Origin of the sequence: Lacticaseibacillus yichunensis (genome assembly GCF_003946405.1) — a bacterium.
In the GTDB taxonomy this organism is placed as follows: domain Bacteria; phylum Bacillota; class Bacilli; order Lactobacillales; family Lactobacillaceae; genus Lacticaseibacillus; species Lacticaseibacillus yichunensis.
Genome location: NZ_RHOG01000032.1, coordinates 13380 through 33507, shown reverse-complemented (window position 1 = coordinate 33507; position 20128 = coordinate 13380). Strand labels below are relative to the sequence as shown.

The window sequence follows — 20128 nt, the reverse complement described above, 5'->3', positions numbered from 1 at the left end:
AGCCGGCAAAACATATCAAATTAACTATAAAGTCATCACTGAACGGTCAAAGTCAGCAGCCTAGTTCAGTACTGACTACAATAAGGATTCTTTGATTGCAGATAAAGTAGTCGGTGTTCAGCCGTTGTACCTTTCCTTCAATTACTATCTGCAGACTCCCTCGACTTTTTCATCACCATCCGCACCACAAGGCATCCCCGCTCCCCCCAAAAACCACACAAAAAAACCACTGGTAGGGGGCCAGTGGCGTTTGGAGGAGTTCACAAGTTAGGGGGACTTGTGAGTATTTTGTCAGATCGCATTAGGGGGGTGTGATCCGACGTTGCGAATGCGGATAGGGGGTCTGCATCGCTTGTGGTGCGTGATCTTCGATTGGGGGTCGAAGATCGTCAGGGGTTTGGCGGTCGCAAGTTAGGGGGACTTGCGACCAAGGGTTTGCACGCTCGGCGACTTAGGGGGATCGCCGGCGGTGCGCTCGCGATATTAGGGGGTATCACGAGATTGGAGGAGTTTTTCATGAAGTTGCGGCAAGAGTTTTGTTCTTCTGGGGTAGCTCTTGTCTACGTTTATTATACTAACGGGAGAGTGTGAACACTTTGTGAACAGAACGTGGCGCTTCTGTCATCTTTTCAAGCGCGCTTTGTGAAAATAGGTCCAGGAAGCCCCCACGCCGGTGTCCTATTGCACCGGCACGTCTTGTCACCCACCGAGAAAATGCCCGAAGCTTTCACTTGTGCGCATTGACGATTCCGGCCCGGGTCCATGCCCACCGAGCAAACCGGTCACGCCAGATCACGTTATTTCTATAGAAGAAAGCGGCCCTCGAAGTGCGAAGAACCGGGTTGTCGTAGGAAAAGAATTACGCCGTGTCTCTCAACGAGGTTCGGGACGGGGATTCAATTTCACAAAATTTTGAAGTTTGTGTCCCTACCGCACACAATTTGTTGAAAAATGTGTGCGGTAGGGACAAGCATGCAGTAAACCAAAGTGCTCGCAAATTCGCCAAAGCAGCTCGCCCATCAAGCGCCCATATCCCCAAACCGGCCCCCCGATTCAAAAAGGCGCCGCCACCATCTCTGGCAGAGGCGCCCAAATCAAAAACTCAACAGCGAAACCCTTTAAAAATCAAACGCCACAGTCACAACCTGATACGGACTCAACACCACTTCCACGCGGCCATCCGCCAAGACGTTCTTGGCGTCGTCGGCCACGGACTCGTCGAGCTTGGCGATGAACGCCGCCTTGGCTTCGGTGGTTGGGGTGATGGTGACCGTTTCATGGCCGCCGGTGTAATCGTGCAGGCGGACAAGGACGTGCGCCCCATTTTCCGCGAGCTTGATCGCATCCACCTGAACCGGATACTGGGCAGCAAAGTTGAACAGCGCCGTTGTGGCCGGGGCCGCGACGCCATTTTCAACGTGCAACGGTTCGTTCAGCTCTGCCGCCGTCTTTTCCACGTCGCCAGCCAGGAAGTCGCCTTCGTGTGGCAGAAGCGAGTAGATGAAGTCGTGCTCGCCTTCGTCTGCGTGGAGGTCCGGCTGGTTGCCCGACTTCAGCAAGGTCATTGAAATCTGCTTGGCCTTGATGCGGTAGCCGTACTTCGAGTCGTTGAGCAGGGCCAGGCCATAATCGCGTTCGGAAAGGTCCGCCCACTTGTGCGCGACGGTCTCAAATTTCGCCCAGTCCCAGCTAGTGTTGTCGTTGGTCGGGCGCTCGACGTTGCCGTACTGGATGTCGTAGCGCGCGTTGTCCGCGAGTAGGTTCGTGTTGAACGCGGTCCGAAGCAGGCGCTGGCGCTCATGCCAGTCGACATGAGTGAGAAAATCGATCTGCGGCTTATCAGCATAGAAGCGCATCGTCTGCGTCAGCTGAGAGGCGCCGAACGTGTAAACGAGATCCAGATCCGCGTAAAAGGCGTTGTTCTCGCCCACCGTCACACTGTCCGCAACCAGGCGCGTCGCCTTTTCCGGATAGTCCTGATCGATGTTCCAATCGTCGTACGTCAGTGGCTTGTCTTCAAAAAGTGTGAGCACGTTGCCGCCACGGCTTTCGTCCAGCAGATCGCGGTCATGCTTCAGGTCGCGGATCTGTTCAAGCCGCCCGTCCTTGGCGTAGGTCACCTTGTAAAAAGGCGTGACCAACGTATGCGGCGCAGCGGTCGCCGTCTGCTTTGGCGTAGCGGCTTCCAGGGAACCAGCAGCCCCGGCTTCCGCGGGCTCGGCGGCTGCCGGCGCAGTGGCTCCGGCGCCGGCACCAGACGCATCCGCAGCCGTCACGGTCAGACTCGTGGCGCCCATCGCCGGCACGGTGACCGCCACCACCGTCTTTTCGGCAGTGTAGACCGCATTCAGCGCCTTGCCATCCGCCGTGGCCTGGACCCCAGCCGGCAGGGCAACGAGCTCGGTGCGCGGCCATGCCAACGTATTTTCCACAAGGACGTGGTCGGTTGCCCGCGTTGCGAAATCGGCCTGGAGCTTGGCCTGCAAGTCCGCGACGCCATCAAAGAGTTGCTTGAATTCGACGGCGGCGTCTTCGTAGACTTCGTGAATGGCCGAGCCCGGCAAAATGTCGTGGAACTGGTTCCGCAGCAAGATGATCCACAAGTCGCGAATCGCCTCGGTCGGATAGGCCACGCCATGTTGGACATGGGCTGCCGAATAGCGCAGTTCCAGGTCGCGCAGGGCAAATTCGGCGCGGCGGTTCCACTTTTTCACGTCGGCCTGCGAGGTGTAGGTGCCGCGGTGGAACTCGAGGTACAGCTCGCCTTGCCAGGTCGCGACCTCATCACGCGCCGCCTCGACGCGCTTGTCCAGCCGGTCAAAATAGTCATCGGCACGGCCCGGCTTGACGTGTGGCAAGCCCGGCAGTTCGTCGAGGATCTTCATGTTTTTGATCATTTCGCGGGTCGGACCGCCGCCGCCATCGCCGAAGCCGTAGCTGACGAGCAGGTCGTCGTTCAGCCCCTTGTCGGCGTACACGTGATAGGAGCCCAGCACGGATTTTGGCGTCAAGGTGCCGTTGTAAGTGTACGTCCACTGGTTCGGGTCGTCGAGGTTGGTCCAGTTGTCTACGGTGGTGATGAAATGCGTCAAGACCTTGGTGCCATCGATGCCCTGCCAGTAGAACGTGTCATGCGGCATGCGGTTCGTGTCGTTCCAGGAGATCTTGGTGGTCATGAAATTGTCGACGCCAAAGCCCTTCATGATCTGCGGCGTCGCGGCCGAATAGCCGAAAACATCGGGCAGCCACAGGACATTTTGGCGCGCGCCGAATTTTTCCTTGAAGTAGCCAATGCCGTACAGGAACTGGCGGGTCAAGCTTTCGCCGCTTGGAATGTTGGTGTCCGGCTCAAGCCACGTGGCGCCATTGGCCTCCCAGCGCCCTTCCTTGATGCGGGCCTGGATCTGTTGCCAGAGATCCGGGTAATCCTTTTCCAGATACGCGTAATCTTGCGGCGTGCTCTGGAAGAAAATGTAATCCGGGTACTCCTTCATCAGCTCTAGCACGGTGGAAAATGAGCGGGCGATCTTCTCGCGCGTGTGCCGAAGCCGCCACAGCCAGGCGACATCGATGTGCGTGTGCCCCACCGCGGTGATGGTGTACGCCTTTTTTTCACCGGCATGGGCCGCGATGAATTGCTGGATCTGGCCCAGCACAGACGCGGCGATCGCGCCGACATTCTCCGGAGTAACTTCCGCCCAGACAAACTGCTGGAACGACTTCTTCACCAGCGCGATGTAGCCGTAGCGCAGCGGTTCGTCCGGACCGAGCTGGGCGATGGTCTCAATGATGTTCTCGAGGTAAGCCGCCGCGTCGACGACATGCTGGTCGATGATGCCGCTCGCCAGCGTCTCAAGGGTGTAATGCTGGACGCGCGGCACCCCGCCGCCTTCCGTGCCCGTCCACAACTTGATCACGACATGCAGAGTCTGGCCGGAAAAACTGTCCTCAAAATAGGCATCGCGGTGATTGTAATCGACGGCCTGCCGAGGCTCCCCATTCACAAAGACCAGGCCCTCAAACGCGGACCCATTGCCCCCGGTGCGGCCAAGCTCCGTGTGTAGCACAAAATGCCCGCCAGCCGGAATCTCCGGCACGGTGAGGGTGAACCGCAGCCAAAAATACTTATCGCGGCCTTCCCACTTGGCGCCTTGCTCGATCGGCGACCAGGTGGCGTCTTCCGGCTCCCAGCGATTGTCCTCACGCGTGTCGGGCGTCAGTTCCAGCCCGGCGACCGGCGTGAAGTTTGCGTAAGTATAGCCCTGCAAAATGTGCAGTTGTTGGGTTGCTTTTGCCAAAAAATCAGAGATCTTTTGTTCCATGATATTGGCTCCTTTTTAATGGATTCAGATCATATTGAAAATTTTATTCGTGAGACCGGCATTTATAGCGGCTGACTAAGATCCACGTTCCAATCAAAGTGCAGCGCGTCGCCGCTCTTGGTCCGCCAATCCTCAGGCGTCCGCCCAGCCCGCAAGTCCGCCGGTACAGCCTGCGTCTCATTCCGTAGAGCCTCGCCGATCGCCTCTTGCAGGGCCGATTTTTTCTCAGCCGACAGCCCCGGTAAGTCCGCGGACACAAACAAGGTGGTGTTGCTGGCCGCAAGTAGCCTCAGCCACTGCCGATTTTGCGCCCAGGAAATCGCGTCTGTGATGCCCACGCAATCCGCGTCGATGCGGTAGAAACTACCTTCCTGCGCCAGCCGAAACGCCAGCGTGTTCACACCGCGGTTGACGGTGCGGTGAAACGACACGCCGCTGGTATCATCGCCGATGCGCATCACATCCAGCTGCCCGGCCGACAACTGACTGGCCGTGTTGCAGCCCATCACCAGCGCCGGCCCCGCCGCCTTCTTGATCGTGCGGTACAATTGACTGAAGATCTCCGCCGTTGTGTGCGTGCGGTCCGCAAAGTCGCAAGGCCGGTCAAAATAATCCAGCCCCGTCGTATTGCCCCAGCGGCCCAGCACATCAAACGCGGAAAAGTCGAACTTGATCAGCTCAAACCCCCACGACACAAAGCGCTGGACATCCGCTGCAACCTGCGCCAACACCTCTGGCCGGCTGGGATCCAGCGTGAGCGTCGCCCCGTCTTGATGCAAGGCAAACGGCGCCAGCGCAGAATCGCGCGTGACCAGCGGCCGAAACCACAGGCCAGGCCGCGTGCCGAGCGCGCGCAACTCCTGCGCGACCTCAGCCATGTCCCCGAATTTTTCATTGCCTCCGGTCCACGGCCCGCCGTTATAATCCGCGGCGTGCTGGACCTGCCAGCCATCATCGATAAGCACCCACGGCCGATAACCAAATGGCTGGCACAACGCGGCCATCGCCCGGGCATTCTCAACGATCAACTGGCGGTAATTCGCGCCATAGGCAAAATACCAATCATTCGTGCCGACCAGTGGTGCCTCGCGCGCAGGCAGAGTCGCGCGCCCGGCAAGCCGAGCGCAAAAATCGGCCAGCACCGCCGCCAGAGGCTGAGCCGCCGGATACGACTGTGTCACCAATTGACAACACCGCAGCGCCCGCGCGCCCAACGCGACAGGCTTCGTGCCACTGCGCACATCCAGCCACAGCGTGCGGGCGGTCTGCGAAACTGTCCACGCACAAAACGCCTGTGGCTGAATGGCCACCCCGATGGCTTCCTGCGCCGCCGCATTTTGCTCGATCAAGTACCAGTCATAGACCTGGCCGTCATCGAAGCGGTGGACCTGCAAGTCGCCATACGAGCGTTCAAATGTATCACCGAAAAACAGCGTCTCTGCCTGCGGGGCACGCGGCAAGTCCACGCGCACCCGGCACACAGGACGATGCGGGGAAAATAGGGTGATCGTGCCATCTGCCGCAAACGTCACGGCCGTTTCGCTGTCCGGCAGGCGCCACGAGTCGGTGTGGTCATGCACCAAGTCGTGCCACGTGCCGTCGTCAAGCTCAAGCATGATCTTTTCTGGATCGGCTGGCATTGCATCGTCTCCTTCATCAAAATGAGAGCGCTTTTCCGGTTCGAGTTGAGTATACCGCCCATGCCGCGCAGAAACGGCTTTTGCCCGGAATCCGGCGAATAAGTGGTTGGGATTGGTATACCAAGTTTGACCGGCCTCCTCGCGCCTCGCAAAACAGGTCGCGGGCGATGTTACCGCAGCGCATAATTCAGCGTCACAGCCGCCCCGCCATCAACCTGCAAGTGATACGCCCCGGCCGCCGCATCATAGGTATCCCGCGAGCCAAGCGCGCGATCGAGGCTGCCAGGCCGCGCATCAAATAGCACGATCTCCGCGTGACTGCCTGCAGGAATCTGCGCCCGCATCACCACGGCGCCGTCCTGATTGGCCCAGGCCACCGCGATCTTGCCGGCCACCGACTGATACGACCCGCTCACATCACGCAGGCCCGATGCCTTGATCAACGGCGCCACCTGAATCTGCCGAAAGCCGGATTCGCCCGCCATTTGGTCGATGCCGACCAAATGCCGATAGAGCCAATCACCGACCGCACCAAACGCGTAATGGTTGAACGAATTCATCGTGTCTGACCACAGCGTGCCATCTTGGCGAATGCCGTCCCAGTGTTCCCAGATCGTCGTCGCGCCTTGCCGCACCGAGTAGAGCCAGGAAGGAAAATCCTCCTGCCGAAGCAGCGCCACCGCAGTCTCCGGATAGCCATTGTCCGACAGCGCCGCCAGCAAGTATGGCGTCCCCACAAACCCCGTGTTCAGATGCGTGTTGTTGTTCACGACCAAACTGTTCAGGCGCTTGGCGATCGCCGCACGTTGCCCCTCAGACAGCCGCATCATCTTCAGCGCCAACACCTGCGCCGTCTGGGTCTGCACGGTCAACTCGTCGCCAGCGAAATAGGTCTTTTGAAAATAGGCATCAATGCCATCACGCAGGGTTGCATACCCCGCCGCATCATCCGTCCGGCCCAGCTCCCGCGCCGTCTGCCGCATGATCTCCGTCGTGTAGCGGTGGAAGCAGCAAGCCAAATACGGATGCGGCGTCGCGCCAAAATTACTGCCTGGCACATCCAGCGCCACCCAGTCACCGTAGTGAAAACCTTGGTTGCCCGTGTAAGGCGTCGGCCCGGCTTGATTGTTGAAGGCGATCCAGGCCGCCATGCTGTCGTATTGATCCTCAAGCACACTGCGATCGCCCGTGAATTGGAACACCTGCCACGGCACGATCACCGCCGCATCGCCCCAGGCCGCAGACGAATTGGTCTCCGGCTGAAGTGGCGTGATGACATCCGGAATGACCGCCGGCACCCCGCCATTTTCTAACTGATCGCTGGCCAGGTCCGCGAGCCACTTGCGATAAAAGGCGGCGCTGTCGAAGTTGAACAGGCCGGTGCTCGCAAACACCTGCGTATCCCCCGTCCAGCCGAGCCGCTCATCGCGCTGCGGGCAGTCGGTCGGCACATCGACAAAGTTGCCGCGCTGGCCCCACACGATGTTGTCAAACAGCCGGTTGAGCATCATGTCGTTGCATGTGAAATAGCCTGTGCGCGGCATCGCCGTGTGCACCACCTCCGCCGAAAAAGCGCGCGGGTCCAGCACCAGCGGCCGATTTGCCTCAACAACCACATAGCGAAAGCCCTGGAAGGTAAAATGCGTCAACGCCGCCCCATCTCCCGGTGTCGCATGTGGCAACACGAGCATCTGCTTGGCCTTGCGCAGATTGCCAAAATACGCATTGCCCGCCGGATCCAGCACCTCGGCATGATGCAGCGATAGCGCCGTTTCGCCCGCCGGCAACAAGCGCGCCAGATCCACGCGCACCCGGCCGACCAGGTTCTGGCCAAAATCCAGCGTGACCGCCCCATTTGGCGAGGTAAAAATGCGCTGCACCCCGACCGTTTCCGTGACCCGACAAGGCTGATCGCGCTGAGGCGTCAAAACCGCCTTATCCGCCTCGACCACTGTCGCCGCCTGCCAGCCATCCCGCGTGCCGTCCGTCAAGAAGTTGGCATTTGCCTGCTTGCCATCGATCACCTCGCCGTCATAAAGCTCCGACGACACAATTGGCCCCGGCGCCGTCCGCCACTGCGCATCCGTGGCCACCACCGCGCGCGTGCCATCGGTGTACGTCACCACAAGCTTGGCGATCCACGATTTTTCAGCGCCGTAAAAATGTGGGTGCTTGTCCCATGTCAGCATCCCCAAGTACCAGCCGTTTGCCAGCCGCGCATCCAGCCGCACCGGCCCGCCGCCTTGAAGCAGCGTCGTCACGTCATACACCTGATACTGAATCGCGTGGCTGTATGACGTCCAGCCCGGCGTCAACAGGTCGTCCCCGATCTTCTCGCCAGCCGCGTACACCTCATACAACCCGCGGGCGCTCGCATACAGCAGCGCCGATGCCACCGGCTTTTCGGGCTGCACGGTTCGGGAAAACAGGAACTCGCCTTCCCCCTCAGTCGGGTCGTCGCGGCACGTCACCCAGGCCGCCTCATCCCATGTCGTCCCGGTGAAAAAGGCGGCCGATTCCTGCCATGTCTGCCCGGTCGCATCGACTAGGGTGACCGTCACTGAATACCGCCGTTCAAGCGCCAGATTCAGTCCATCAAACGCCGACACCACATGGACCCCGGGCGCCAGCGTGTCCCACCACACAGGTTCGACGATCTCAGCCGTCCCGATTCCAACCGCACCGTCCGTCTGCGTCGAAGCGCCGCCCACCAACGCAATCGCCAGCGTGCCTTCCACCACCTCGGCCGGCAGGGCATCCACCGTCCAACTCACCCGCCGAAGCGTTCCAATCAGCGGTTCTTCCTGATCATTCACGCGAATCTGTAACAACCCCATCTGCTTCACCCTTTCGTCTGGAGCGACGCCGCTGCCTCCAGCACCATCACCGCACTGAGTTCTTCCGACAAAGCCACCAGCGGCAGCATCACCCGTTCCCGCCAATTGGCCCGTGCCAATAGCCAGCCATCGTCGGTCAACGCATGGTCTGCGAGCACTGCGCAGCTCGCCAAAATAAAGTCGCGCAGCCCTGCATCGCCGGTCTCTTGCACCAGCAGCGCCGCATACCGGTAGAAAATGCCCTTGAACAACCCGACATCCCCGCCGCCTTCACCGACATCGACCAGCACGCCATCCTGCGCCAGCCGGGCCAAAGTCGTGCGGGCACACGTCAGGGCATCCTCAAGATACTGCCGCTCGCCGGTCACATGGAAAAATTCGATCAGCGCGCCGATATAAACGCCCTGATTGTACGAAAACGGCCACTGCACATCGATTTTCCCATCGCCCAGCCGGTTGACGCCATCCGCCACAAATTGCGAATCCGCATCCACCAGCGTCTCGCGAAGCCATGCCAGATCCGCCAGACTCTTCTCCAGATACGCGGGCTGCGGATCGAGCTGATAGAGTCGCAACGCCAAGATCATCGCAGGCGCATTGGCCGGCGTGTTCTTGTAATCCAGCTGCATCCGCGTCCACGCGAAGCCGCCGCCTTGCGCCTCATTCCACGCCGTCCGGAACACGTCCGCACAGACCTGCTGGGCATCCGCCAGATAGCTTGCCGTCCCCGTCGCCTGATATAGCCGCACCGCCGCCAGCGCGTTCCACAACTCATCATCGTAATAAACATGCAGCAGCGTCCCGTGGTTGCGCGCCTTGTTCGCCGCATACGTGGCCTCGGCCCGCCGCAGATCAAGGGCATCCCCGCTTCGCGAAAAGGCATCCAGCTGACTGTCCACCAGATGCGCCACCCACCAATAATTAAAGACATCATTTTGGTGCCAGTGCATCAAAGGATAAACATTGTTGTAGCCCTGCAATGGATCCGCCGAGCGAAAATAATGTTCTAGACTGCGCTGCGCCAGAGCCGCTTCTTCCTCAAAATTCATTTTCACACCTCATCTCTCCACCAAAAACAGCCCCCACCATTTCGGCAGGAGCTGCGGCGCGCTGGCCAGGGGAAAGGCCAACGCGCAAAACGAGATCAAAAGTCAAAGGCCACCGTCAGAATCTGATACGGCCGCATCGTGATATTCACGCAATCATCCACCAACAGGTCTGTCCCGTCATCGACCAGCGTCTCATCCAAGTTCGCCAAGTAAGCGGCCTTCGCCGGCTGATTCGGTCGGATCATGACCCCTTCGTGCCCGCCGGTGTAATCATGCAGGCGCACGAGGACATGTTGCCCATCTTCGGAAAGCTTGATGGCATCCACCGCCACCGGATGCTCGCCCGTGAAGGTGAACAGCGGTGCCGCCGTGTTTTCGCCGACACCGGCGTTCACAGTCAGCGGCTGGTTCAGTTCGCTGGCCACCTTCTCCACCTCGCCGACCAAGAAGTCACCGTCATGTGGCAGCAAGGAATAGGTGAAGTCGTGTTCGCCTTCGTCCGCGTGCGGATCCGGGTAATTGCCCGACTTGAGTAGCGTCATCGACACCTGCTTGTCCTTGATCCGATAACCATACTTACTGTCGTTGAGCAGCGCCAGGCCGTAATCGCGCTCGGAGAGATCCGCCCACTTGTGCGCGCAGGTCTCAAACTTCGCCTGATCCCAGCTGGTGTTGTCGTTGGTTGGCCGCAGCACATTGCCATATTGAATGTCGTAGCGCGCGTTGTCCGCCAAGATGTTGGTGTTGAACGCGGTCCGAAGCAGGCGCTGGCGCTCGTGCCAATCGACATGGGTGAGAAAATCGATCTGCGGCTTGTCTGAATAGAAGCGAATCGTCTGCTTGATCGTCGACTCGCCAATCACATACTTGGATTCAAAATCGGCATAAAGATCGTTTTCCTCGCCGACTCGCCAGCTCTTGGCGACCAGCCGCTGAGCCTTGTCCGGATAATCCTTATTGATATCCCAGTCGTCGAAATAAAGCGGCTTATCTTCGTAGATCGTCAGGACGTTCCCGCCCAATTTGGGGTCGAGAAATTCGCGGCCGGTTACGCGGTCCCGCAACGAAACGAGATGCCCGTCTGAGTCAAACAGCACATCGTAAAATGGCGTCGTCGCCGTGTGGTCGCTCACATGAAGCGCCGGAACCGGATGCGGCGGGGTCAGAAGGTCGCGTTCATCCGGTGCGTCCGAGAGCGTGAGGGTCACGCTACCCATGGCCGGCACTGTCACTTGTACCGCAGTGCCCGCCTTGACCTGGGCGCGCGGCGCAAAATCGCCATTTGGCAACTTGGCGGTCACGAGCTTCGGCAAGTGCACCAGCCCCGTTTGCGGCCAAGCCAAATGATTGACCACCGTCACCTGATCTGGTGCCTTGGTCGTCGTCTGGTCGGTCAATGCGGCCTGCAATTCCGCGACACCGTCAAACAGCTGCTTGAACTCGACCGCCGCATCTTCGTAGACTTCGCGAATCGCCGAGCCGGGCAGAATGTCATGGAACTGATTCCGCAGCAAGATGATCCACAAGTCGCGTAATTTTTCCGTCGGGTACTCGATGCCGCGCTCGACATGCGCCGCCGCGTACCGCAACTCAACATCCCGCAGTGCGTATTCGGCGCGCCGGTTCCACTTTTTCACATTGGCCTGCGACGTGTACGTGCCGCGATGGAATTCCAGGTACAGCTCCCCACGCCACGTGGCGACATCCGCCTCAGCCGCTTCGATCTTCCCATCGAGCCGGTCAAAATAATCATCCACGCGGCCGGGCCGGACATGCGGCAAGCCCGGCAGCTCATCCATGATCGCCATATTCTTGATCTGCTCGCGCGTTGGGCCGCCGCCGCCATCGCCGAAGCCATAGCTCAGCAGCAAGTCGTCGTTCAGCGGCTTGTCCGCATACACATGATACGTGCCCAGCACCGTCCGCGGCGTCAAAAGGCCATTGTACGTGTATCGCCACTCCCGCGGGTTGTCGAACTCGGCTTCCGGCTCGACCGTCGTGACAAAATGCGTCAAGACCTTCGACCCATCAATGCCTTGCCAGTAAAACGTGTCATGCGGCATCCGGTTTGTGTCGTTCCACGAGATCTTCGTGGTCATGAAATTCTTGACCCCAAAGCCCTGCATGATCTGCGGCACCGCCGCCGAGTAGCCGAACACATCCGGCAACCACAACACATTTTGCCGGGCGTTGAAGTGCTGGTGGAAATAGCCACTGCCATACAGGAACTGGCGTGTCAGACTTTCGCCACTAGGAATATTCGTATCCGGCTCCAGCCACGTCGCACCATTGGCCTCCCAGCGGCCTTCCTTGATGCGGGCCTGGATCTCCTCCCACATCTCCGGATAATCTTCCTGCAAGTAGGCATAACCCTGAGGCGTGCTTTGGAAAAAGACATAGTCGGGATATTCCTTCATCAGCTCCAGAACAGTCGAAAAGGACCGGGCCACTTTTTCCTGCGTGTGGCGCAGCCGCCACAGCCACGCGACGTCGATGTGCGTGTGCCCCACCGCCGTGATCGTGTACGCCTTTTTCTCCCCGGCATGGCTGGCGATGAATTGATGGATCTGGCCGAGCACCGCCTGCGCCACGCCATCGATCGTGCTTGGGGTCATCTCCGCCCAAACGAACTGGGCAAACGCCTGGCGCACAAGAGTCATGTAGCCATAGCGCAGCGGCTCATCCGGCCCCAGCGTCGCCACCGTGCCGACAATGTTGTCGAGATAATCGAACACATCGACCACCGGCTGATCCAGCACCCCGGCACACAGCGCCTTCAGGACATAATGCTGAATCTGCGGCTCGCCGCCACCTTCCAGCCCGGTCCAGAGCTTGATTGCGATTTGAAGCGTCTGGCCGGCAAAACTGTCCTCAAAATAGGCATCTTCGTGATTGGAATCCACCGCCTGGCGCGGCTTGCCATTCACAAACACCAGCCCCTCAAACCCGGAATTGCCGCCGCCTCCTGTGCGACCCAATTCCATGTGCAGGACAAAGTGCGCGCCTTGTTCAAGCTCTGGCACCGTCAGGGAAAAACGCAGCCAGAAATATTTGTCGCGGCCTTCCCACTTGCTGCCAAGTGACACCGGCGTCCATGTCGCATCGGCCGGCTCCCAGCGCTTATCCGCGCGGGTGTCCGGCGTCAGCTCAAGATCGGGGACCTCACTGAAGCCTGCGTAGAACCAGCCGTGCAAGATAGCCAGCTGCTGGCGGGCTTTCGCGAGAAAATCATCTACGGAATAATTCAAATCGTTCTCTCCTTATCAATCAGCTGCGATCAGCCACGAAATTTATGCAGCGACTTGAGCAGCGGCATGAACGTGCCCCCGATGACCGTGCGATTCTTGAACGCCACAAAATGGCCGTCGGTGGTGTGATACCAATCGGAAAATGGCACGCGGTCCGTGGTATCATGCAGGAACTTGGCCAGCGGCGTGGTGAAGACCGCCAGCCCCTTGCGATTTTCCGCCAGGGCGCCGACCCACATCAGCCAATCCGCCTTTGTGTATTCCGCCCGTGGATCAAGCGGCGTCCCGTAATCGTTGGCCTCTTTGGCGTACCGCGCGAGCTCCTTTTCCTTGACCTCAGGGGTGAAGAGATTCAGGTGCAAGACATCATCCCAGACCAAGTTGTATTTCAAGGACCAAGTATCCGCCTGGTCAAAGGCCAAGCGCGTATCCGTGTCATTGGCCGCCGTCTTTTCCCAGATTGCGGCCATCTCTTGGGCGGCCAAGGTCAAGCGCTTGGCATCGTCTTCGTTGATATCCAGCAGCGCCTTACCCAACGCGCCTAGCGCGACGATTGCCTTCAAGGACAGGTTGACGTTATGCGCCAAATGACCGGCAAAATCATCCGTGCAGAGCTGGTTCTCCGGATCTTGACCATTGCGAATGAGGAAGTCGCTCCAGGCGATCAGCTGATCCTTGTGCGCCCGGACAAAACCATCCTTGAGCAGGGCGTCCGCGGCGCAACTCATGATGATCATGTCGCCGCATTCCTCAACTGGCATCTGGAACTTTTCTTCGTAGAGATCCGAAGAAGCCGGATAAGTGTAGTACGGCGGAATCGTGTCACGGTCGATGATCCAGGTACCATCATCGCGGCCGCGCTGTTGCTTCATGCCATAGACTTGGCCCGTCGCATATGGATAGCGGCCCGCATCATGCGGCGCAAAGGCAAATGGCCACACTGGCAAGCTGGCGAAACGGAAGATTGGGCGCAGCATGCCTTCCACCAACTGCGGGTTGAACGCGAGGTAAAGCGGCGTCGACGGATAGGAAACGTCGACCGTGGCAATGCACCCGTTGGAGTTGCATTCCTTGCTGAGGAAAAGCAACTCGCCATTTTCATCCTCGACCAGCTTGTGCGCCGCGATCGACTGGCGATAAGCCGTTGCGCAGATCAGCCGGTAATCATCCCCACCGACTGTGGTGGCCTGCTTGTTGATGGACTCGTTGAGCTGGGCGCAATGCGCCAAAATTGGGTCGATCTGCTGGCTACGCACATCCAGCAAGTCCAGCAGCGATGGATATTGCTTCTTCCAGTACGCGTTCAGCGTGAGGCCAAAATAATTGATCGACGCCACATCGTCGTATGCGATCAACAGGTCGCAGCTCCCGTTGTCATAAGTCGACAGGTTCATCGACGCCTTCAGCGAATAATCATTCCACTCGCTGACCGCGCTCACCGTGGTCTGGCTTTCATTGCTGGCAGCCAGATACAGATAGCCCCAATCAATATTGATGAGGTCACCGGACTGGTTAAGTGGCGTCTGCCGCGCCTTACCCAGCATCACCGCCGTCGAATGCGCCAGCTCAAACGAGGACGCGATCAAGCGGTTGTCGTTCAGACTTTCATAGGTGATCGTACTGTCGAATGTCAGCTGCAGCTCGGCATCATGGGCCTTGCCATCCGCCGACGCCAGCGCCGCCCGGAAATACGTGACTGGCTCGGACACCGCCTCAAGATCAGCGAGGTCAAAATGCTGGGCAAACGTCAGAGTCAGGTTGACTTGCTTGTTTTGGAATGTCGCGATGGTCTCGGTCGGCTGAATGCTGAGGTCGACTTGCGGCAGTTTTTCAACGCCGCGATTTTCGCCGATCACCGAATAGGTTTGGCCCGCAATGCGCAGGACCGCGCGAATCGGCATCTGTTTACCGTTCCAACTTTCAGTTTCGCGATCATTGAGGTGATCTGCCGGGGACCAGATGGAAAAATATGGATCATGGACGATCAACGGGACTGATGGAATTCGATCTACCATATGTCACAACTCCTTTTAGACCGGCTCCGCAGCCGGTCAAACCTTACTCGAATTTTGAATAATTGCGGGGAGCCGAGCAACAATCTGCCCAGTTCCTAAGTTCTATAAAACCTGTTTGTGCTAACGCCCGGGTGGGCTCCGGCCAGAAACTGGCTGGAACGCTCCCAGGCAACTTTGAGCCCGCAAAGGTCGCGGTCTCAAAGCTTGCCTTCGTTGTAAGCGGCTTGGCCGCTAACAACGACAAGGGGGCTGAGCCGTTTCTGGCCGGAGCCCGCCCTCAAATCCAGCACTGAAGTTACTAAACACGTACTGGAAATATATTGCCGGATTCCCAATCTTTCTCATTGCGAGAAACGTTTGAACCGGCCTCTGATTACCGTTTCCTGCACTTCTCCAAATGGACTTCTGTGCAGTCGAAGAGGTCGTCAATCTTGCCTGCCCTTCCTCAAAAAAGCAGAGACCCAGAGCCCTTTGTGGTCATCGCGTGTGCAGATGGCAAAAGGACAAAAGGTCTCTGTCGAAGAAGGCTTTTTAACTTGGCGGCGGACCGCCATAACGATGTATCAGTGAGATGCCTATCCGCGCTAGTTGGGCTTCACGCGGCAGGTCTGAGGCATCTAGTCGCCCAGTCACGGATGGCCAAGGACGCCATTCGCGCCTGGGCCGCACTAGCTGCTCAGACCTATTCGCCGCGTTCCGCACCCTTTTTGCTCAAGCTATACGGCACAACATCTGAATCAAAGTTATCCGGATTTGGCACCAGGCCCAGCGTGTAATCAATGGCCCCGCCGTTCATCAGGGTGTCGTGGGTGATGTATGGCTTGTGGTACGCCTCACCGTTGACTTCGAGATGGTCGATGAATTGATGCTGCGGCAGGTTTTGCGTGGTGGTCAGGGTCAGGTCCTTGCCGTTTGCCAGGTGCACGATGATCTGGTCATACAGCGGCATGCCGAACAGATATTGATCGGTGCCTGGGCAGAATGGATAGAAGCCAAGGCTGTTGAAGATGTAGCAGGACGCCATGGACCCGTTATCTTCATCCCCTGGATAGCCTTGCCAGCCAGCGGAAAACAGTTTGGTCATCATCTGCTTGATCATCGGCTGCATGTAATACGACTTGCCGGCAAAGGCGAAGAGATATGGCAGGTGGAAGCTCGGCTGGTTGCCCATGTTGATCTGGCCAAACTCGTTGACTTCCATTTCTGCGACTTCGTGAATGATGTGGCCATAGCCTTTGACGTCGTATTTCGGCTCAGAGTTGGCCATGGTGGTGATCTGCTTCAAGAACGCCTTATCGCCGCCGTACAAATTGATCAAGCCCTGAATGTCATGCGGTTCCTGGAAGGTCGACTGCCAAGACGAACCCTCGGTGAAATCGCCGCCCCATGAGATCGGGGAGAAGCCTGGCTTGAAGTTACCATCACGGTCTTTGGCCACCATGAAGCCGACCTCTTTATCAAAATTATTTTGATAATTCAGCGCCAGCTTGCGGTACTTGGCCGCCAGCTCGTCCTTGCCAAGATGCGCCGCAACGATCGAGATGCACCAGTCGCTGAACGCATAATCAAGAGAGTTGTTAACGGATTCTGGGACGTCGGCCGGAATGTAGCCATACTTGGCGTAATCATTCTGGTAGCGCCGGCCCAAGCGACCGTTTGGATCCTGCTCCGTCGCCGAATGCAGCATCCCTTCCAGGAACGTTTCATTCAACTCAGGCGCAATGCCTTTGATCACCGCGTCTGCAAGAACCGCGTCGATCAAGTTACCCGGCATGCCGCCGCCATCTGCAGGCGACAGCCATTTTGGCATATAGCCGCCTTCTTTGTAGCTGTTGACAAAACCGTGCAGGATCTTCGGATACTCGTCGCCTTCGATCAGCGATTGCAGCGAATACACTGTGCGCGCCGTGTCCCAAAAACCGTTGTTGGTGTAGAGATACCCCGGCTTGACGTCATCGGCGTGCATGTCGTAATGGACTGGCTCGCCATTTTCATCAAGTTCGTAGAGTTTCATCGGGTACAGGAACGCGCGCCAGAGATTCTGGTAGAATGTCTGGACCCGCTCGCGGTCGTGATCAGAGATCTCGATCTTGCCGAGCTTGGCGTTCCACGCATCCGTGATGTTGGCCGAAAGCGTTGCCTCGTCTTCTTGCGGCATGTTGCGAACAGCATAAGCCTCGCTGATGAAAGACGTGCCAATGCGCAGCGTGACATCATCGCTCGTGGCGAAGCTCAGCTGCAAGGCGCCGTCTTCGATCGTGGTCGCATCGACGACGGGGGAGGTCGCTTCGATGTGGAACCGCAATTTCAGCGGCGTGGTGCGGTCCGCGTGCAACTGCAACGAGTAACCCTCGATGACATTGCCCTCGTGCTTGGTCACTTCACCCTCAGTCGGGAAGGAAATGATTACACCGAGTTCGTCATCGGCGGCTGTGATGTGCATCAGCGCGCCGTATTCGGAAGGCACCAGCGTCGTGCGGATGCGGTCGTTTTTCTGCACGATCTCCAGCTTATTGGGCTGGAACGTGGAGAATTGCGGGGCGTATGGCACATCCAGCAGGCCCTTGGAGCGCGTCGCGAATGGCAAAATGCGCACCGAGGCGAAGTCGCCTTTCGTGCCCGCCCACATCGTCGGCTGGTGGGTCAGACGGAAGCCGCGATAATGCTGGGCCTCTGGGTGGAACCACCAGTTGTCATTGGTGGTCTCGATGGCAAAATAGTTCATCCCAAACGGATAGCCGGTGAAGGGAAAACTGTTCCCGCGAGACAGTTCAAACGTGTTGCTTGTTGCGTGCCGTGTGTCAATTGAAGAAATATCCATCTTCTATTGATCCTCCGATTGTTGGATAGTCAGCTCGACGCGCGAGCCGGTTCCAAGATAGTTGATTTTGATCAGTGACTGCGCCGGGTAAAGGGTGTAATGCACCTCTAGCGTCCGGCCTTGGTCGTCGACTGCCGACACCGATGTGACGGCGTGCGGAACCTTGAGCATCAGATAGGACTGGGTGCCGGCGTTTGTCTGCAGGCTCAGCTGGAGCTTGCCCGCGTTGTCCGTCTCACTCAAGACGCGCGCCGTGGTGCCGATGATGGTCGTCGCGCTTGGGGCGCGGTCGACATCATACAGCAAGCTGGTCTGGCCAGGATGTGTCGTCACCCGTTCTTTGAGATCAAAGTCCGGGGTCTGCAGATCGACAAAATTGCCTGTGCGTGACACACTGTTGCCCGGCTCTGTTTCATCAAACACCGCCGTGACCACATACGGGCCGCGAACCAAACTTAGGCTGTTCGTTTGGTTCCACTGGTCGCCGCGCCCATCGATCGTTTGGGCGACCAGATCAACATAGGTCTGCTCCGTCGCCGCATCTTCGGTGAACACCGCTGGATTCGCGTCGACATAGAGGAACTGACCTTGGCCGATAGGGGTGATCGGCGCAGGCGTTCCAGTGATGCCGAGAAGCGAAAGCAGATGCGCAAGCGGGGTGGCGTGGGTCTTGCCATTCTCATTCCACCAAGCCGGCATATCGTTATACGGATCCTTGTTGTCGCCAACATAGATCAGCGTGCCGCCGCGCGCCACCCAAGCCGCCAATTCACTGTTGACCGCTGGCGAGGCCGGCTTCATGAAGTCGTAGCTCAACACCAGATACTTCAGTTCATTGAGGTAATTGGGAATGCGCGTGACATTGTCGATCTGCACGCACCGCAACGGCAGGCCGCGTTTCAGCAGTGGCAAGCTCATGCCGTAAAACATCGGGAACTCATTGCCGGAATATTGCGCCAGCTGTTTTTCCGTCAGCTCGCCAAGCATCGGCGTGCCATGATCAGCGTGGTCCGGATCCGGATACGTCCGCTGGTAAAGCGCGGTGTCACTGAGCGCAACGCCGAGGCGCAAGTCATTGTTGTGCTCATAGTGATAGTCCGGCTGGTCCATGTTGCCAAGGGTCTGGAACATGTTTTGCAAAAGCGTGCGGTAACGCGGCGGAATTGGCTCGCCTGGCTTGGCATTCGGGTCGTCCGGATCCGGCTTTGGATACCGGCCGTTGAACACCCGGTTTGGCCACGGGCAGACCTCAAACCGTGAGACCTCGGGGTGCAGCAGCGAAGCCGTCACCGTTTCAAGATAGCTAGCCTGATAAGACGACCATGGATAACGCGGGTTGTCTTCAATCGGATCGGCCAGGTACCACATCCGCTTGCCGGTACCCTTGATCAGCTCCTGCATAACGGAATATTCGCAGTACGCCGTTTCCAGTGTCCGCTCCTTGGTCACACCGCGATACGTGTTCGCGGTGCGACTGTTGCCGGTCCAGACCTGGGCGATGAACCCATCCAGCGAGTCAATGGAATTCAGCAGGCCTTCTGGGCTCATGATCTTCCATTGCGTGTAGTTGATCAGGCTGTGAGTCGGCACGTAAAAGCGCACCACCTTGCCTTTTTGCGTCAGCGAGTACTCCTTCACCGAGTCCGCCACCCGCTCAAGAATGCGTTTATATAAAAGGGCTTTGAGTTTCGCGGCCTTGTAGTGCGCCGAGACATTGGTCGTCGGCGCCTGCCACGGCTCGCGGTAAAACAGCTCATATTGTAATTTGAAAGCGTCCGAATAGCCGGAGTGATCCCAGAACTCGGGCTCCTCCATGTGGATCGCCTCGACCCCGGCGTCGATCGCTTTTTTCATCTGCTCAGACAAGTAGTTGGAAAATGCGATGGTCGGGACCATATACGGAATGTCTTTGCCATGGCCGACAATGGATCCATCAACGCGGCGCTGCGCTTCAGCCCAGTGATCCAGGCCGTCCCACCTGCCGTACAAATAATCCTGATAAGTGCCCCAGGCGATTCCAGTCATCAAGTGCACGACATAACCGCGTGCCTTGTATGCCCGGATCCGCTCGTACAGGCTCTCATCGTTGCCATAGACCATGACAAAATCGACCCCGACGTCCAGCGCCGGGTCAAACGGGGCAGACTCCTGAAACCCTGTGAGTTCAGATTGCCTCGTGCGAATAAAGCTCATCGA

General features: G+C 58.3%; 8 protein-coding genes. All 8 read right to left on the bottom strand.

Annotation, left to right across the window (positions count from 1 at the left end; translation table 11 throughout):
• Positions 1-1118: 1118 nt before the first annotated feature.
• The 8 genes from EKM95_RS09425 to EKM95_RS09390 all read right to left on the bottom strand — a co-directional run bounded on the left by EKM95_RS09425 (position 1119) and on the right by EKM95_RS09390 (position 20125).
• Positions 1119-4322: an alpha-mannosidase gene (locus tag EKM95_RS09425; RefSeq protein WP_125697821.1), complete on the bottom strand. Its 3204-nt coding sequence runs from the start codon at positions 4320-4322 to the stop codon at positions 1119-1121.
• A gap of 62 nt (positions 4323-4384) precedes the next feature.
• The gene (locus EKM95_RS09420; RefSeq protein ID WP_125697819.1) at positions 4385-5962 is read right to left on the bottom strand and encodes an alpha-amylase family protein; all 1578 of its coding nucleotides are present in this window, start codon (positions 5960-5962) and stop codon (positions 4385-4387) included.
• A 170-nt stretch (positions 5963-6132) separates the two neighbouring features.
• On the bottom strand, positions 6133-8799 hold the full coding sequence (locus EKM95_RS09415; RefSeq protein ID WP_125697817.1) for a family 78 glycoside hydrolase catalytic domain: 2667 nt from the start codon (positions 8797-8799) through the stop codon (positions 6133-6135).
• Positions 8800-8804: 5 nt separating this feature from the next.
• A complete protein-coding gene (locus tag EKM95_RS09410; RefSeq protein WP_125697815.1) occupies positions 8805-9848 on the bottom strand; it encodes a glycoside hydrolase family 76 protein in 1044 nt (347 codons plus the stop codon).
• A gap of 95 nt (positions 9849-9943) precedes the next feature.
• Complete coding sequence (locus EKM95_RS09405) at positions 9944-13096, bottom strand: alpha-mannosidase (RefSeq protein ID WP_125697813.1); 3153 nt, start codon at positions 13094-13096, stop codon at positions 9944-9946.
• A gap of 29 nt (positions 13097-13125) precedes the next feature.
• On the bottom strand, positions 13126-15111 hold the full coding sequence (locus EKM95_RS09400) for a glutaminase domain-containing protein (protein ID WP_125697811.1): 1986 nt from the start codon (positions 15109-15111) through the stop codon (positions 13126-13128).
• A gap of 682 nt (positions 15112-15793) precedes the next feature.
• The gene (locus EKM95_RS09395; protein ID WP_125697809.1) at positions 15794-17932 is read right to left on the bottom strand and encodes a GH92 family glycosyl hydrolase; all 2139 of its coding nucleotides are present in this window, start codon (positions 17930-17932) and stop codon (positions 15794-15796) included.
• A gap of 3 nt (positions 17933-17935) precedes the next feature.
• Positions 17936-20125: a hypothetical protein gene (locus EKM95_RS09390; RefSeq protein WP_125697807.1), complete on the bottom strand. Its 2190-nt coding sequence runs from the start codon at positions 20123-20125 to the stop codon at positions 17936-17938.
• Positions 20126-20128: the final 3 nt, after the last annotated feature.

Bases quoted from the DNA above. Each gene is read 5' to 3' on its own strand.
- EKM95_RS09425 (WP_125697821.1), bottom strand. From the start codon at position 4,322: ATGGAACAAAAGATCTCTGATTTTTTGGCAAAAGCAACCCAACAACTG.
- EKM95_RS09420 (WP_125697819.1), bottom strand. From the start codon at position 5,962: ATGCCAGCCGATCCAGAAAAGATCATGCTTGAGCTTGACGACGGCACG.
- EKM95_RS09415 (WP_125697817.1), bottom strand. From the start codon at position 8,799: ATGGGGTTGTTACAGATTCGCGTGAATGATCAGGAAGAACCGCTGATT.
- EKM95_RS09410 (WP_125697815.1), bottom strand. From the start codon at position 9,848: ATGAATTTTGAGGAAGAAGCGGCTCTGGCGCAGCGCAGTCTAGAACAT.
- EKM95_RS09400 (WP_125697811.1), bottom strand. From the start codon at position 15,111: ATGGTAGATCGAATTCCATCAGTCCCGTTGATCGTCCATGATCCATAT.
- EKM95_RS09395 (WP_125697809.1), bottom strand. From the start codon at position 17,932: ATGGATATTTCTTCAATTGACACACGGCACGCAACAAGCAACACGTTT.
- EKM95_RS09390 (WP_125697807.1), bottom strand. From the start codon at position 20,125: ATGAGCTTTATTCGCACGAGGCAATCTGAACTCACAGGGTTTCAGGAG.